We start from the raw sequence: 17,339 nt of genomic DNA on the forward strand, positions 1-17,339 counted from the left end.
TCACTTTTAAAAAGTGAAAATAAACGTAAAACTATGAATAATAGTTTTGTGTGTCATTCATCATTAAGTATTTTATTTGCTACCGAAGTAGCTATGTAAAATCAACATTAACGTGAGTGCCCACACAAATTGCATGATAACTAATTTTTAAAGAACTCATCTTCGAAAGAAGATGAAACGATTAATCGCATTCGTTAACCGTTGCCGCTTAAGACCTTGTCTCAAGCGAGATGCGCATGATACGCTTCTCAGTTTTGATGTCAACATCTTTTTTCAAAGTTTTGTTGACCGTTTAGTTAAGGTTTCCATCAACTAAACTTATCAAAACACTTCGTTGGGCTGCCCCGTGGAAGTGGATGCGCATTTTAGAGATTTTTTTGCTGGGGTCAACACTTTTTTTAACTTATTTAAAAAAACTATTCCCCTAGCCAGTATTAGTAGTTACAGGCGCTCAAAAGTTGTTCTTACTATTAATGAGGACAATACTTCAAAGGAAGATCATATTGCCTATTTCACTAGTATGAAGAGATAAACAGATTAAAACATTGCTGTTACGAAACTTTTAATAGCAATAAGCAATGGCTAATGCTAAAAGTCCCGTTTAGGTATTAAAAAACACTACTTAAGATTTTTCTTTGCTAAGTTATTGAATGCGGATGGGGATACGCTGCCTGCCGAAGTTTTGTTTGGGTCCGCCAAATCGCCCCGAAAGTTGATGGCCACAGTGCTGGCAGTGCCCGGTGTCGTCTAAATGATAGCTTCCTAAGTCATACCAGTTTCTTTCTATCACAACTTCCCGACAACTGGGGCAGTAGGTACTGTCCGACTCCCTGTCAAAAACATTACCGCAGTAGACATAGTGTAAGCCATAACTTAAAGCGATATTTCTTGCCCTTAATAAGGTTGATAACGGCGTTCTTTCTTTATCCATCATCTTAAAGTCCGGATGAAAGGCAGAAAAGTGCAACGGAACATCCGGGCCTAAGTTCTCGGCGATCCACTGACACATGTTATGCAACTCTTCATCACTGTCATTTTCATCGGGGATGACCAGGTTGGTAATTTCAAACCAGACCTGGGTTTCATTTTTCAGGTAAACCAGGGTATCGAGCACAGGTTGCAAATGTGCATGGCAAATCTTGTGGTAGAAATGTTCGGTAAAGCCTTTTAGATCGATATTGGCAGCATCCATATAGCGATAAAATTCAACACGAGGTTCGTCACAAATATAACCTGCTGATACTGCTATACTTTTTAAGTTATTCTCATGGGCAGCTTTGGCAGCATCAATGGCATATTCGAAAAAGATCACCGGATCATTGTAGGTAAAGGCAATACTTTTGCAGCCTTTTCTTTTTGCCGCCAGAGCAAGTTGCTCCGGCATAGCGCTACCGCATAAAGTATCAATTTCCCGGGATTTACTGATATCCCAGTTCTGGCAAAACTTACAGCCCAAGTTGCATCCTGCGGTACCGAAGGACAAGACACTGGAGCCGGGATAAAAGTGGTTTAAAGGTTTTTTCTCTACCGGATCGATACAAAACCCGGACGAGCGGCCGTAGCTGGTCAGGACAATCTCTCCCTGGTGGTGCATACGAATAAAGCAAGTGCCCCGCTTTCCTTCCCTTAAAGTACAGTGCTGCGGGCACATATCGCATCTTACCCGGCCATCATCGAGTTTTTGCCAATACTTAGTGGGAAAACGCTCAAAATCAGGGGCATTCATGGCAATATTTTCCGAATTAAAGCTATGCTATAAGTGTAGTCAATTGATGAGTAGAAACCGCGTACAGCACACACATTTAACGGTAATTAACAGCGCTTTAAACCAAGCGCTTTGGTGAAAACCATGAAAGACAGAAATCCCGTTGTTGCAGGCAGCTTTTACCCCGAGTCTCCCCAGGAACTAAAGCAAGATCTTAGTCAAATGCTGGCCCCTTTCCCTTTATCTGAAACTTTCCCCAAGGGATTGATTGTTCCCCATGCCGGTTACTGTTATTCAGGCAGTATAGCCGCCAGTGGCTATGCAACACTAAAGCATTTCAAAGATACGATTAAACGGGTTATTTTACTGGGGCCAAGCCACCGAGTATACCTACAAGGCTGTGCCGTGCCCCATTATGAATTCTTTTCCACTCCGCTTGGCAAAGTCCGCGTTGATGAGCAAGCTTGCCGGCAATTAGTTGAGGCGGGATTGTTGGTTCAGCAAGACCAGCCTCACGCCTTAGAACACTCGCTGGAGGTACAACTGCCCTTCTTACAAACTTGCCTGGATGATTTTCAGCTTGTGCCGATAGTCGTCGGTGAAGCTTCACCACAAGAAGTCAGTAAAATCTTGGATGTCTTTTCGGGCAATCCTGAAAATATCATCGTGGTTAGCAGTGATATGAGCCATTATCACAGCGACAAAGAGGCACGGCTATTAGATCAAAAAACCATAGAGGCGATATTGGCATTTAACCTTGATATACAACCATACGATGCCTGCGGTTGTCATGCGGTAAACGGTTTGCTCGATTTCGCTCATCGGGAAGACTGGCGTATTAAGTTATTGGAACACGGAAATTCCGGCGACACCAGCGGTGATAAAAGTAAAGTGGTGGGCTATGCCAGCTTTATCCTCTATTGAACTAGATAGCGATGACCAGTCACAGCTTAAGGCACTGATCTGGCAGGTACTCAGACAGGGAGTTAAGGAGCAGCTTTTTTTCTTCCCGCCGGAGCCGGAATCAGATGCCCTGCTGCAAGTTGCTGCCAGCTTTGTCACACTCTATGTAAACGATCAGCTAAGGGGTTGTATCGGCACTACCACGGCAAAAGACCCCCTGTGGCGCGATGCCTGCCGCCACGGTTTTAGCAGTGCTTTTGAAGATTACCGCTTTGATTCATTAACCGAAGAAGAATTAGCAGATGCCCGTTTTGAAATATCGATTCTATCGCCTATGGTGCCGATGACAAACACAGGGGAGCAAGCACTAATCGACCAGCTAAAAGTTGGTATTGATGGCCTAGTGTTTAGAGAAAAGCAGTTACATGCGGTATTTTTGCCCTCTGTGTGGCAAAAATTGCCCACAGCTGAAGCCTTTGTTCGGGCATTAAAAGAAAAGGGCGGCTGGCAGGCAGATTACTGGAGTAACAATATTCAAATATCACGCTTTCATACCTTTATCTGCCGTTAACACCATTAAATAAAGAGTTCATAACAGACCAAAGCATAACTAGTCGGTGCTAGTTTTTATTTCAAGCGTTTAAACAGCCCCAATGAAAAAAAGCTATTCCTGTTGCTCCCGTTACGTGTAGAATTCATCAAGAAATATAGACTTAGCCACAGGGAACACCTAAACCATAATGACCAAAAGTAAGCTTGATGTACAAGGCGTCGAAGTATCGATTGTGGCACAACAAGAACACGACTTTATTTCCCTGACCGATATGGTACGGGATATCGAAAACGGTTCATCACTGATAGAGAATTGGCTGCGTAATAAAAATACCATCGAATTTTTAGGGATCTGGGAAGACATTTATAACCCGGATTTTAATTCCCCCGAATTCGAGGGAATTAAAAATCAGGCGGGTCTTAACCGGTTTGTGCTCTCGGTGAAACAGTGGATCAGTAAAACCAATGCCATGGGAATTTTTGCCAAAGCCGGCCGTTATGGCGGTACCTATGCCCATAAAGATATCGCCTTTGAATTTGCCTCCTGGGTTTCACCGCAATTTAAAATTTACCTGATCAAGGAATTTCAGCGGTTAAAAGATGAAGAACAGAAACAGCTTGGCTGGGATATTAAGCGCAACCTCACCAAACTCAATTACGGCATACATACCGCTGCCATTAAAGAGAACCTGATCCCGGAAAGCCTGAGCAAGTCCCAGATAAAGTATGTTTACGCCTCGGAAGCGGATCTGCTGAACATGGCCTTATTCGGACAAACCGCCCAACATTGGCGTAAAGCCAACCCCAAGCAAAAGGGCAACCTCAGAGATATGGCCAATGTATCCCAGCTGGTGTGTTTATCTAACCTGGAAAACCTCAATGCGGTTTTTATTAACGAAGGTATGCCACAGGCCGAACGGTTGCAGAAGCTCAACCAGATAGCTATCCACCAGATGAAAATTTTAACGCATGACAATTCGGTGGCTAAACTGGAACATTATATAGGTACAGAAGAAAACGAATAATGCTCTTACAATAAAGCATTTTATCCTCCTGATAAAAGATAACTTACGGGCAAAGCAAGTAACAGGCTGTTTTGCCCGCCTCCCCTTCTCTACACCTAAACATCATCGCCTTTTTCATCAGCATTCTAGTTAACAGCTCAAACCTGATCATGTTCTATGAATTTTTCATAATCAGATCTTTAATTTAAACCTATTGCTCATTTCCTTCATCTAATCACAAAACAATTGAACTTAAACCACTAGAGCTAAAAAACTTATGAGCTATCTTTATCCTGTAATACTCACACTTGCTTTTGTCTTTTCAGCCAATATTCACGCACAAGAAGCAAAGAAAATACTTATTATTGCTTCCAATGTCACAGATATGGGGGATGCGGAAAAACACGATGCGCGCAACAACCTCTGGGAAGTCGCACCGCCATACCATGTTTTTGTCAGTCACGGTTATGAAGTCGACTTTGCCTCTCCTAGAGGTGGAAAACTTGAGTTTATGATGGATCCCGTAGGTATCAGCAGCTACGCCATCAAATACGAAGGCTTCCAGGAAAAAACTAACCGTTCCCTTCCGGCAGCTAAGGTCAACCCGGACGATTATTGGGGAGTATATATAGGCGGCGGTTATGGCCCTTTATTTGATGTAGCCACTGATCCCGAGCTTTTAGCGGTCATGGCCGAAATTTACCAGGACGGAGGCATTATCGGCAGCGGCGGCCATGGGGCAGGGGCTTTTGCCAATGTGCGCTTAGCCAACGGGGAGTTTTTAGTAAAAAACAAAAAAGTTGCCGGCTTTCCCGATTCGACGGAAAAAACCAAATCATGGGCCAAGCAGGGCAGCTTGCTTCCCTTTATGGTAGAAAGCCAGCTAAATAAAAATGGTGCTATCGCCCAGAATAAAAAAACCTTAAAAGATAAGCACCAAGTCATCATCGACAGCCGAATTGTTTCCACTATGTTTTTACCTTCGGCTGCCCTGGTGGCCAAAGAGATGATTTTACAGCATCAGAAATAACCTTAACTTAATGTTGATATCAGCCAGCCAACTTGTTGTTTAGCCCTGAAATTGCAGCTAAAACCAGCAAAAAAAAATTATTTTCAATTTATTATCAAAAAAGGGTGTCAGACGCGTCTGACACCCTTGCCTTATAGGTCTTTTTACGTTACTTTTTATTTGTCAGACGAATTAACAAAGATTAATTAAAAATAAATTAATCACTTACAGGGCGAATAATAATGATCATTTTATTTGGCAATAAAAAAGGCGGCGTTGGCAAGTCGATTACTGCCATTAACCTGGCCGGTGCCATCATAGCCAAAGCCAAAAGGCGCGGCACACTAACAAAGACCACCGTTTGTATTGTTGATGCCGATACCAATGAATCGGTAGTGAATTATATCCGACGCAGAGAAAACTACAGCCAGGAGCTTGTCAAACAAGGTCTTGATGAACTGCCTTTTATCAAATGTGAATTAAGAAAACCTGACGATACCTTAACCCGGGATTTAAAAGCACTGGATGAACTATATGACTATGTGCTGGTAGATACCGGCGGTTATGAAAACCGCGCCTTTAAAAGTTCGGTGCCGGTTTCAGACATGATTTATCTGCCATTCCAGCCAAGCCAGGTGGATTTAGAGCAGTTGATCCCAACCTTATTTGTCATTAAACAAATAGAAGAAAATGTCCAGGATGGTGTTGACCCAGACTTTAGAGTAGATCCGAGACTGCTGTTGACTATGGTTGATCATACATCACGGGACCTGTTCCAGGAAGCGAAAAGGGTCTGTGTACAATTACTCTCATATGCGTCGATTTCCGGCGTGGCCATTCCCCAGGTAAAAGCCATCAAGAAAATTCAGGACAAGGGCTTAACCTTGTCAGATGCCGTCGCGGGAACCGGTGAATATAAGTATACCGCCCATGCCAAACGCGCCCAGTTCGATTTACTGTTAGATGAAATAGACGGTATGCGGGAAGTGGAATATAAACGTGAAACTCAAACGGTGTCAGACACGTCTGACACAACTTGCTAGGAGCCGTTATGGACCTCAATATAGATCTATTAGAAAAGGCGGCACTCGGCGCTAAATATCCGTCAGAAGTGGAAGAAAAAACTACTGAGACAGAATCCTTCTTAACTTTGGCCAGCAGACAAGTTAAAAAGACCACCATCCAGGTAGATCCGACAAAAACCCGTTTATGGTCGGGCAACCCGCGAAATTTTGCCTTGGTAGTTGATATATCAGATCTGGTGCCACTGATCAAAAAAGGCAAAGGTAATCTGACACCTGTATATGCAAGAAAACTGTCGGTACCGGATGAAAATGGTATAGAGATAGAAGTTATCGCCGGTTGCCGCAGACGCTTGAGCTGTATCGAAGCAGGGGAGTTACTGACGGTTGATCTGGTGGATGTTGATGACAGCGAGGCCAAATATTTGGCCGATAATGAAAATAACGGCCGGACCGAGCCGGACTTTTTAACCGATTGCCGCTACCTGAAATTTGTCTATGACAATATGAAGCGGGAAGATGACAGCCTGACAGTCACCATTTTTGCCGAGATGCAGGATAAAAAAGTATCCCGGCAAACAATGAACGAAAAACTGAAACTGGCCGAGTTGCCGGAGTGGATCCAAACCCCGGTACAAGACACTTATACCTGGGGATTAAGAAAAGGCATCAAGGTAAAATCTATCCTGGGTGATCCGGCACTTGATACCGAGGCGCTAAAAGCAAAATTAGCCAACAAGCAATTTGCCAGCGCCGACAAACTGATAGCCTACATTACTGAATTTATGGGAACCGTTAGCCAAACTGAAGATAAAAACTTTATGGTAGGCAAACATAAAATATCCCTGGTTCAAAATACAAAAGGGCATACTAAAATAAGTATTCCTGCTGGGGTTCCCGGTGATTTACTCAGCGAAATAGAGCAGGTCATTAAAGGTTATATTAACAAGTAAACTTCAATAACTCTTCATGATGGCGACCTTGCCTTACGCGGGATCGCCTTATTATTTTCCCTCAAAAAATAAACTTACCAAACATCAGCCTAAGAGCAAAAAGCCTCCGTCAGGATAAGCAGGGCAGGGCACCAACTAAATTCAAGTTAGTAATTTAAAATACGAAAGCAGGGTAGGGCGCCAACTAAACTAAATTCAAGTCAGTAATTTTGAATACAGAAACAGGCTAGGCCGCTTAGTATATGAAATCACTTACTGCGACAAGTGGTGAACTGTAATGATCTGATCCCCGGGGATCAGTATTTTAAATCGACGAATCAGGCGTCACTCCTTTAAAAGTAACGTATCATGACACCCAAAATAATAAAAAATACAACCGTGACATATCACGGCTAAAACACATATAATAATGGTGATGCACATCAGAGTCGCGAATATGAAAAATAATAACACAAATGAAGTGGTCAACCTGTGGCAAAACTATATCCGCAAACCAGCTTTTAAAAAACGCCTGGTGGCAGAAAATTTTCGGCAGCAACCGCCAGCGGAATTTGAAGACATAGACATTTTTATCTGCAAGATGGCAGGACAAAGTTTCGCAAGCGCAAAACCCCGCCTCAAAGCGGTGATGACCCCGGCGGCATTTACAAAACTATGTGATGCTTACCGGGCCTATTGTTATAAATTACGCCATGGCCGTAAAAATGTTTCGGTGTCGGCAGAAACATTGGCCAGGCTAAAACCGATTGCTTCGCGTTTAGGATTACAAGAGCCGGGACAGGGGATCGATGGTGGCCTGGACAATCTCCTCTATTACTTAACTTCCCCCGATGAACAGGCCAGTGTTCAACAGCATTTAACCGCCCTGGCCCAGGATAAAGAACAGCCACAGCTCCTCCCGGAACTGACAGATGAGAGCTGGCTTTATTTATTCAGATTACGCTTGCCGGCCCCGGAGCAGAAAATGTTGCAACAGGTACTGGAAAAAGCCTTCACCCAGGGCTGGCAAGCCCGTGCACAGATGAAAACACCTGAAAAACTGGTACAAGCGCGGGGCAGGGCAGAGATCATCAGGGCTTTTCTTGGAGAAGAAACAGATGAAACAAAATAATCCCCGTTCAAATCACAACATTGATATGGATACATAGTGTTACATTTTAGTTAATTTTGCAGGGCTGGCTTGCCACACTGTGCTAGAAAAATGCCCCGTAGTTTCGCATAATAACCGGGTCAAATTACCGAGAACAAAAATATGAAATTAAAACAACTTGCCGTCGTGATCGCCACAGCTTTATCCATAAGCGCCTGTGGTACCTTAACGGCTCAGCATCAAAACATGCCACAAAGTGTCGCCGCTCAAGGCGAAAATAAAGTATTTAGCCAGGATTACCTGTTAGAAGAACTGGATAACGGCCTGCGGATAATGATAGTAAAAACCGATTACCCAGATCTGGTATCGTTACAAATTCCTGTTTCGACCGGCTCCAGGGACGAAGTAGAAGAGGGTAAAACTGGCTTCGCCCACTTTTTCGAACACATGATGTTTAAAGGTTCGAAAAAATTCCCGCAAGCCGAATATGCCGACATATTCAAAAATGCCGGTGTTGATAATGGCGCCTATACCACTAACGACTACACCAACTATCACCTTGACTTTTCTAAAGAACATTTAGAAAAAGTATTGGAAATACAAGCAGATCACTTCCAAAACCTGGAGTATACCGAAGCCCAGTTCCGTACCGAGGCGTTAACGGTTAAAGGGGAATACCTGAAAAACAATGCCAGCCCGATCCGTAAACTGTTATCGGCCGTGCGCAAAACCGCTTACGACACCCATACTTACAAACATACTACTATGGGCTTTTTCGAAGATATCGAAGCCATGCCGGATCAAATGGACTATGGCAAACAGTTCTTCGATCGTTTCTATAAACCGGAAAATGTATCTCTGATTATTGTTGGTGATGTCGAGCCCAAAGCGACATTGGCGATGGTGAAAAAATACTGGGGTGAATGGCAACAGGGAGATTTCAAATCACAAGTACCTGCCGAGCCAAAACAAGCGGCGCCAAGATACCAGCATGAAGTTTTTGAAGGCTTACCCGGCCATTGGTTATTAGTCTCTTTTAAAGGGACCGACATGCAGCCGACGAAAAAAGACCGCGCGGCATTAGACTTGATCTCTGAACTGTATTTCTCTGACAATTCGGCGCTATACCAGGAACTGGTTGTTGATAAGCAGCTTGCCAGCCAGATGTTTGTTTATAACCCGGAAACAAAAGACGCCGGTTTACGTCATGTTTTCGTAAAAGTCGACGATGAAAAAAACCTGACACTTGTCCGCGACGCCATCAACCGCACCTATGCCCAGGCACGCACTGAAACGGTAGCAGGGGAAAAGCTGGATAATTTAAAATCCAATCTCAAATACAGCTTTATCAACGGTTTAGATTCATCAGAAGCTATTGCCAGCACATTAGCCTCTTATATGCACTTCACCCGGGATCCTGAAGTGATCAACCAGCTTTATCAAAGCTTTGATAATATCAGCCCTGAAGACATCAAAACGATTGCCAACAAGTATTTCATCGATAGCAACCGCACCACAGTAACCATGTCGGCGCTAGAGAAAATCGACGGCTTTGAACAAGAAGTAGATCTGAGTGCTGCGGTAGCAAAACTATCTGCAAAACCCGGTAAAGTAGGTTTCTCCATCCTGGATAACAGTAACGACTCGCCTCTGGTAGACGTTAACTTCTTATTCTATACCGGCGCCGCTGCTGATCCGGCAGGCAAGAAAGGGGTAGCGGCGTTAATGGCCAGCATGCTCACCGAAGGCGGTTCACAAACTCGCAGCTACCAGGAAATCAAAAAAGGCCTTTATCCATTGGCCGGCAGCTTCAGCGGGCAGCTGGATAAAGAAATGATGTCCTTTAGCGGCAGGGTACATAAAGATAATGCCGCAGCCTGGTATGCCTTAATTAGTGATCAGTTACTTAATCCTGGATGGCGTGAAGATGACTTTAAACGCCTGAAAAAAGAGCTAATCGACAGCATCAAGTCAGGTTTAAAGGCCTCAAATGATGAAGAGCTGGGTAAAGAAGTATTATATACCAAGTTATATCCAGGCCACAGTTATGAAAGTTATAACTACGGGGATATTTCAGATCTGGAATCCCTGACATTAGAAGATGTTAAAACCTTTTATAAAGAGCAACTTACCCAGGCTAAGTTACACTTAGGCATTACCGGAGCACTGCCAAAAGCGGTAAAAGAGCAGTTAATTGCTGATTTGACGCAGCTGCCACAAGGCGAAGAAAAGCGCTTATCGGTAGCCAAAGCACCAAAACTTAAAGGTCACCATGCCACAATTGTTGAAAAGTCGGCAAAATCTACCGCTGTTTCTTTCGGTTTCCCTATCGAAACCTTACGCAGCGATAAAGACTGGGCAGCTTTATGGTTAGTACGCTCTTACTTTGGTGAGCACAGAAGTTCAAACAGCTATCTGTATCAGCAAATTCGCCAAAGCCGCGGCATGAACTATGGCGATTATTCTTATATTGAATATTTCCCAAGAGGCATGTTTCAAACCAAGCCCGACGCCAACTTAGGCCGTTCCAGCCAAATCTTCCAGGTTTGGTTACGTCCACTGCGCTCAAATAACGATGCCCATTTCGCAACACGCGCCGCCTTGTTCGAACTGGATAAGTTAATTAAAAACGGTATGAAGGAAAAAGACTTTGAAGCAACGCGTAACTTCCTGCTTAACTATGTACCTCAGTTAGTATCCAGCCAGGATAAACAGCTGGGTTACGCGTTAGACAGTGAGTTCTATAACACTAAAGACTTCGTCACCTATGTTCGCGAGCAGCTGGGTAAGTTAACACTTACTGACGTAAACCGTGTGATCAAGGAAAATCTGCAAACCGACGATATCCATTATGTGTATATTTCCGGTGACGCCAAAGACATGAAAGAGCGTCTGGTGAAAGAGTCTCGTTCTACCTTGAAGTACAACAGCGAAAAGCCGGCTGAACTGCTTGAGGAAGACAAGATTATTCAGGACTATCCGCTGGAAATCTCAACCGATAATGTTGAGATTTTAGCTGTCGACCAAGTTTTTGAATAAGCCTTTAATTAAGCGCTAAAAATCAATAATGCCGTTCATTTTCATGAACGGCATTATTTATACCGGTGGACTTTTAAATACAAAGGTTAAACCAAGCCCAGGAATAGGCATTTGGCCAAGATTCTTGCTAACTTTAAGCTTATTATAGAGATAACAAAGCATTTACATGCAATCTGTGCATCTCTTTCCCCTTAGGATTTACCTTAGTGACATAAAGTCCTTATTCTATCTTCTAGTATGCGAACCTAAAGTTCATATTTATCACTGTAGTGATCATCATCCTCGAAAATATCTTCATAACCATTTTCATCATCTATATTCAATGCCGCCGAATAATTTGATAGGTTTATATACATGTTGGGGTTATTATTCACCCCATTTTCACTGAGATCACTTAGCTGTGCTTCTACGGATGCCTTTTCTTCATCCAATTCATTTTTCCTGGAAACGGCAGACAGAAAAGCCGGCGGAGTTAACATATTTTTCTTCAGCTCTTCACTGATTACCAAGCCATCAGTTTTTTCCAGCTCGATTTGCTTTTGTTCATCCTCTTTAGCTAACTGCTCTATTTTTACTTCATCTGTTACTTCGTTTAACTGAGACTCCTTGATTTGCTTATCTTTACTATCAGGCTCCAACTGCCTTTGCGCTTTCTTCTGTTTCTTTATATCAGATGGCTTAAGTTCTTGAACATGAACTTTATCATGCAACTCATCCCTCAAGCGTGATTCAATAGATCTTTCATTAGCCCTGGCTTTTATGCTCTTTTTATCATCCAGAACGACGCTATCATCATTACTCGATAATTTCTTCTCAGTAATTGCTCTGTCATCCTCTTTAAGTGAATTACGTATTGTTGCTAAATTTAACTCGGCTCTTTTTAAAATTTGTGGATCAAACTTAACACCAGCCTCAGATAAACTTTTCAGAGTAACCAAGTTTAACTCGGCATCATGTAAAGTGTGAGCTCCAAGCTTACCTTTGGATTCAATTAAATTACTTATCTCTACACAATTACTCAGGGCATTTTCTATAGTTTGAGGATCTGGTTTGCTACAAGTTACATTTAATCGGTTTGCTTTCTCTGATTTAAATTCAGCATTAGCTGGCATTTTTGTATCAGTCAAACTACGGTGAATAGCTAACGCTAACATAGCATTGTCCAAAACCTCTATGTTTGCTTCTTGACCGGCAATTCCAATAGCAGTAAACGTATTTAGTTTTGCTTGATCATACGGATTATTAATAGGTACTGCTGAGGAGTTAGGTAAAGAATTTTGACTATTTGATATTATTTGCTTGGCATTTTTGAAGTTAGCGACTAATAAGTTATGAATTTTGCCAAAGTCATGAATACTCGTCTTTCCGTTACTATGAATAACTCCAAGCGCCGTGGCTACTTTAGATGATTCCACTATTGATTTCCCCTTCAGTTTTATTTGAAAAAGCAGACAGTTACTTACCGGCCAAACACCAAATATGAGTACTTGAACAATATAAAAATTCTTACATTCATTGTTAAATGCCCACAAAGCATCTGAAGACGGAAGTTTACTAAATTAGTTTTGCTGGAAAATAATGCTCTAACAGACAAAAAATATGAGCTGTTTGCACTACAAACTTCATAATACTCTTTGTCAGTACAGAGCCATTTGGTTCTTCACCAATCCAGCCCAATTAGAGATATACAAAATGATCCCTTTCTTTATGAAACTTTAACTAACAAACTGTTTCTATAAATACCAGAGACAAATTAAGAAATTAAACTCATAGTATGGTGATAACCAATTGAACGGCTAATCCGCTCAGCTAAAGTAAAATCTTGTACCAGAATACCATCATGAATAACTAACAATTGCCCCCAGTAGGGTTTAAAGACTTCAGCTTCACACCTATTTAATTTAACGGATAAAAACTTAATACTCTTTCGGCAAAGTTCAAAAGTTTTCAACAACTTAAAAAATCGTTTATCAGACATTAATAACGATAACTTACCTGAGAGTAAATTGTTTAATTTGGAATTACCTGCACCGTGTAAATAAGAAACTAGCGCAACTTTTAACGCCTTAGGGGACAGACCTGACAACGTTTGCCAAGAAGAAAGCCTGTTATCGAGGTTATTTAAAAAGTCTGCATAATGATCAACAAGTTGCATCCAAGAATCAACTTCAAGACTTTGCCAAAAACCAGGGGAGTGGACTTGCTTTGGTATTAAGACATCATCGATATAAGCAGACATCACATCCAACAACATTTGTCCGTGTGAGAAAATCAAATCAATTTCATACCAACCTTTAAACACAGACTCACGGATCTTTTTAGGTAAAGTTTGAACATTAAAATGACTTGATGAAGATTCGACTAAACGTCCAGAATGAGATTGAAAACTGTAATGAGAAGTACAAGTTAAAAACTCCTGATTAAACAATGATAAATCAAGGGATAAAACTGAACTATGCGGCTTAACAAGGAATGAGCTTAACTGATAACGATAAGCCATATCCAGGGCAGGGGCCTTAAGATCGCGCGGGGAAGAAACCTTATGTATAGCTAACGAATCTTTTTTAGATTGAATAACAGCAACCTTAACTGGACTTGATTTAGCTTTTAGCTCATGCCAATAACGTTTAGCAGTACTGAGGGAGACCTCTGCCTCCTGGGCAACCTTTACCTGTGTCGGTTTAAGGTCTTCAGCCAAAAGCTTTTTAAACGCCTGCTTTAAACGCTCAAGTGTCCGTTCACGTTTAAGATCAGCAACATAACGGGCAGCCTTTTGCTGTTTCTGCCTTTGCTCCATATCATGAGGTAATTTCATAATGCCGCGGTTGCAGCTTGTGCCGGTGTAGTTATTCCAGGTCCAGGTCGCTATCGATTTGGCAATTGCCTTTACCGAACTAGCCGACAAGTTCTCATCTTCACGAAAACCAACACCTTTAAACCGATTGCCCGCCATGCATTCCTTAAGCACCACTTGATAAAAACTTTCCAAGTCGCTGCCCAGGCGATATTGATTCACCTGCTGGTAAGCTAAATGACGTACTTTATGAAACAGGGATAAATGCCGGGAATCAGGATTAGGGTTCTCCTTCTCCCCCCGCTGGTAAACTGACCAGTCAGGCTCGGCAAATTCAGCCAGCTCTTTTAATTTATAAACCCGGGAGTGGATAAACTCGGTATTAAAGTCGGGATGAAAAGGATTTTTTGACACCAGGTTATTAAACGCCGCCCGATCCGCTTTAAACTTGTTGCACAGGCCATAATAAACGGCGTTGGCATAAAGGATAGGTTCAGATCTGACTTCGACATTCTCATTAACTGATTTAACCAGGATATCGTCGACACGAAATAACAGATGACACTTTTTATTATTTTTATTACGGATAATGGCATTGGGTGCCGGCATCTCGGCATTATTCCAAAGCCCTTCGTCTTCGTGATCGATATCGATAATAAAAAACTTGATGTTGCAAGGAGGATTTAACTGGATATAAGGCCGCTTGAACGCTTCGCGCCGGGGTAACTGGCTGCCCACAGTTTTATTATCCGAGCAAAACGGCGCATAAGGCGCGTTATGCCAGATAGCACTCATGATTTCCTGCTCGGCTGAAAATGCCGGACTCAGGTGTGATAATTGACTCATATTCATTTTGCGCAGGCAAACTCCCGCCGTACCTAAGACTTAAAGCCAGGTACAGAGCTTAAATATCGCTGTAACGCAGTATTAAATTATCGTAAGACAACCACAAAAGAGCAGAGCTCTAGCAGCTTATAACGAATGTGATTATATGAGTTCATGAGAACCTCTTTGCTTATCATGGGTTATTGTTTTCAAAGCAAAAAGGGTATAAGACGGGCACAAGTCTGCGGACAAGGCAGCACCTGTTATATTTATCAGTTGCACTTAACCGCTAAATATCGGTATACTTCTTCTTGCTTGTCGTAAAGCAAAAAATCTCGAAAGTTATAGTTTGGCGACTGGCTTTCGGGATTTTCTTTTTTTAAGGGCTGAAAAACAGATCCTTAAATAGAGATCCCCACCGGCAATTTTTTAATTACTGATCCGGATCTAAATAGCTAAGCAACACCTTCACCGAGAATACTCTCAAAAGTCCCTATTTTAAGCTGTTGCCATCAGAATTCCCTCTGATGCGTAGACTTTATGATCTAATTTTTAAAGGATCAAGGAAAAGATCCCAAAGGCAACTTTGCGCCCCCCAAATAATCTGAAAGGCAACTTTCCACCCCAATGTTTTGAAAAATAAAGATTTACCAGGTAAACACTATTGTGGAAACCGCGCGCTTCCTTTCCGGATTATTTTTGAGCTCTTTATATTCTAAATTGCCCATGCCCTCTAATTTTCGTATCTTTTCAATACACGGACTAAGGAATTTTTGCTTGAAATTGGAGTAGCGACTGTAGGTTTTAGGCAACTCATAACGTTCTATCATCCAACTCACTTCCAGCTCACATTGTTTGTATGAGTCACTTTCTATCAGTTTGGTGTACATCCTGACGTGTAGCGGGTTGGAGAGCTGTTCTAAGGTTTTAAACCTGGGGGCAACACTCTCTTTGATATTACCTAAGAAAGGGATCAGATAGGGGTTAAAATAAACCGTGTAGGAACCACGTTTTGGACGGTAGGACTTTTTACCTAACCAGGGAAGTTCATCGGTAGCCATTTCGGTTTTGGACGACTCTTCCGGTAAATATAACTTTACCTCCCTGTCTTTAAAGCCAGTCAGGGCTTCACGTACATCACGCGAGGCTTCATGAGGGGAGACATTGTAGATGCTTTCATAAGCCTGCAGGTTAAACTCCAAGGTGCCCTTTTCGGCATCGACTTTAACCCCTACCTTCTCACTGTCTTCAATATCGGCCAGGAATAACCATAAAATCCTTTTTTGATCACGGGTTAAGGTATAAGCCGCATCGACTAACTCTTGACTGTGATGAATTCTTGATTCTTTAAGTGCTTTATTATTCCGTGCCATTCCTTTTACGCTCATTTTAGTTATATTAGGCAACTTTTTTGGCTATAGTTGCCTTTAGCAGGAAAGAAGTCAACCGTTATTTTGCCTTTTCAGACAGAATTTACTATTTTTTTGGGGTAAAAAGTTGCCTTTAACAACTATCCTTTATAAATCATAACCTTACAAATGGGGCAAAAAGTTGCCTTTTCACTTAAATCGCGTAAAAGTCACCAATTCTATTGGGGTAAAAAGTTGCCTTTTCTATCAACGAATATCACTGCTTTGAAGAAATCTCTCTGCATTGGGGTGGAAAGTTGCCTTTTAGTAAAGTATCGAAGTTACCCTTCAGCAATGGGGTGATAAGTTGCTTTTACATTTCAAAAACTAATAGCCCATCCCCTTCAGGCAACAGCTGTCTGGGCTAAATAATACCAAAATGGTATTTTATGGGGTGAAAAGTTGCCTTTTACTGCAAATATCCTGCTTAAATTCCCTGTGAGGCCTGCTTGGACAGGGAGAAACAGCACTATGAACAAGTATTTACCCCAAGTTGACTCTTTAAATGGGGTGGAAAGTTGCCTTTGATACTTCACTGCTGTCCATGGGGGTCAGAAGTTGCTTTTCAGCATCAGACATTATCGCTGCTGTTGTATTACTATCAGGCTATGGGGTAAAAAGTTGCTTTTCGGCAGCATTCACCATGCATTTCTGGCCCGCAATGGGGTGAGAAGTTGCCTTTAAATGAATATTCTCCATTTCCCCGCCTGTTTATGGGGCAAAAAGTTGCTTTTCCAGACCGCGACTCGATATCCGGGAACATCAATGGGGTTAAAAGTTGCCTTTTATAGAGCTATTGCTGCCGCCCTGGTATCACAGGTGCATTATATTGGGGTAAAAAGTTGCCTTTATTATCTGGATTCAATCAAGATTTATGGGGTGAAAAGTTGCCTTTTGCTATTTTTAAGCAAAACCTTTGGGGGGGAAAGTTGCCTTTCACCTGTCTTCTGCTATTAATTTCCCTGTTTAGGCTATGTGGAGGTTCTCCATAGACTACCAGCGCCAAAGCCTGGGACAGCAAGTGAGAGCAAGGT

General features: G+C 42.2%; 12 protein-coding genes. 8 read left to right on the plus strand and 4 right to left on the minus strand.

Annotated features, from left to right (window positions below; genetic code table 11):
- Window positions 1–643: 643 nt before the first annotated feature.
- On the minus strand, window positions 644–1,726 hold the full coding sequence (gene amrS, locus QL234_RS27340; protein WP_281560933.1) for an AmmeMemoRadiSam system radical SAM enzyme: 1,083 nt from the start codon (window positions 1,724–1,726) through the stop codon (window positions 644–646).
- A 123-nt stretch (window positions 1,727–1,849) separates the two neighbouring features.
- Here amrS and amrB point away from each other — a divergent pair, with 123 nt between their 5' ends.
- The 8 genes from amrB to QL234_RS27380 all read left to right on the plus strand — a co-directional run bounded on the left by amrB (window position 1,850) and on the right by QL234_RS27380 (window position 11,277).
- The gene (amrB, locus tag QL234_RS27345; protein ID WP_281560934.1) at window positions 1,850–2,629 is read left to right on the plus strand and encodes an AmmeMemoRadiSam system protein B; all 780 of its coding nucleotides are present in this window, start codon (window positions 1,850–1,852) and stop codon (window positions 2,627–2,629) included.
- Entirely contained in the window at window positions 2,607–3,179 is a 573-nt protein-coding gene (amrA, locus tag QL234_RS27350; RefSeq protein ID WP_281560935.1) for an AmmeMemoRadiSam system protein A, read from the plus strand. Before amrB ends, amrA begins: the two co-directional genes overlap by 23 nt.
- Window positions 3,180–3,348: 169 nt before the next feature.
- Window positions 3,349–4,185 (plus strand): KilA-N domain-containing protein, encoded by an 837-nt coding sequence (locus QL234_RS27355; protein WP_281560936.1) that lies wholly within the window; start codon window positions 3,349–3,351, stop codon window positions 4,183–4,185.
- Window positions 4,186–4,441: 256 nt separating this feature from the next.
- The gene (locus QL234_RS27360) at window positions 4,442–5,194 is read left to right on the plus strand and encodes a type 1 glutamine amidotransferase domain-containing protein (RefSeq protein ID WP_281560937.1); all 753 of its coding nucleotides are present in this window, start codon (window positions 4,442–4,444) and stop codon (window positions 5,192–5,194) included.
- A 221-nt stretch (window positions 5,195–5,415) separates the two neighbouring features.
- Window positions 5,416–6,216 carry a ParA family protein gene (locus QL234_RS27365; RefSeq protein WP_281560938.1) on the plus strand — a complete coding sequence of 267 codons (801 nt, stop codon included), beginning with the start codon at window positions 5,416–5,418 and terminating at the stop codon, window positions 6,214–6,216.
- An 8-nt stretch (window positions 6,217–6,224) separates the two neighbouring features.
- Window positions 6,225–7,148, plus strand: coding sequence for a ParB N-terminal domain-containing protein (locus QL234_RS27370; RefSeq protein WP_281560939.1), 924 nt, complete (start codon window positions 6,225–6,227; stop codon window positions 7,146–7,148).
- Window positions 7,149–7,584: 436 nt separating this feature from the next.
- Window positions 7,585–8,259 (plus strand): hypothetical protein, encoded by a 675-nt coding sequence (locus QL234_RS27375; protein WP_281560940.1) that lies wholly within the window; start codon window positions 7,585–7,587, stop codon window positions 8,257–8,259.
- A gap of 141 nt (window positions 8,260–8,400) precedes the next feature.
- On the plus strand, window positions 8,401–11,277 hold the full coding sequence (locus tag QL234_RS27380; protein WP_281560941.1) for a pitrilysin family protein: 2,877 nt from the start codon (window positions 8,401–8,403) through the stop codon (window positions 11,275–11,277).
- Between the two features lie 245 nt (window positions 11,278–11,522).
- On the opposite strand, the gene QL234_RS27385 is transcribed toward QL234_RS27380, so the two are convergent.
- From QL234_RS27385 to QL234_RS27395, 3 genes are all read right to left on the minus strand, one after another.
- A complete protein-coding gene (locus tag QL234_RS27385) occupies window positions 11,523–12,692 on the minus strand; it encodes a hypothetical protein (RefSeq protein ID WP_281560942.1) in 1,170 nt (389 codons plus the stop codon).
- A gap of 338 nt (window positions 12,693–13,030) precedes the next feature.
- Window positions 13,031–14,923, minus strand: coding sequence for a replication initiation protein (locus QL234_RS27390; RefSeq protein WP_348650740.1), 1,893 nt, complete (start codon window positions 14,921–14,923; stop codon window positions 13,031–13,033).
- A gap of 620 nt (window positions 14,924–15,543) precedes the next feature.
- On the minus strand, window positions 15,544–16,269 hold the full coding sequence (locus tag QL234_RS27395; RefSeq protein ID WP_044835711.1) for a RepB family plasmid replication initiator protein: 726 nt from the start codon (window positions 16,267–16,269) through the stop codon (window positions 15,544–15,546).
- Window positions 16,270–17,339 lie beyond the last annotated feature (1,070 nt).

The organism is Thalassomonas sp. RHCl1, from assembly GCF_947387555.1.
Lineage (GTDB): Bacteria > Pseudomonadota > Gammaproteobacteria > Enterobacterales > Alteromonadaceae > Thalassomonas.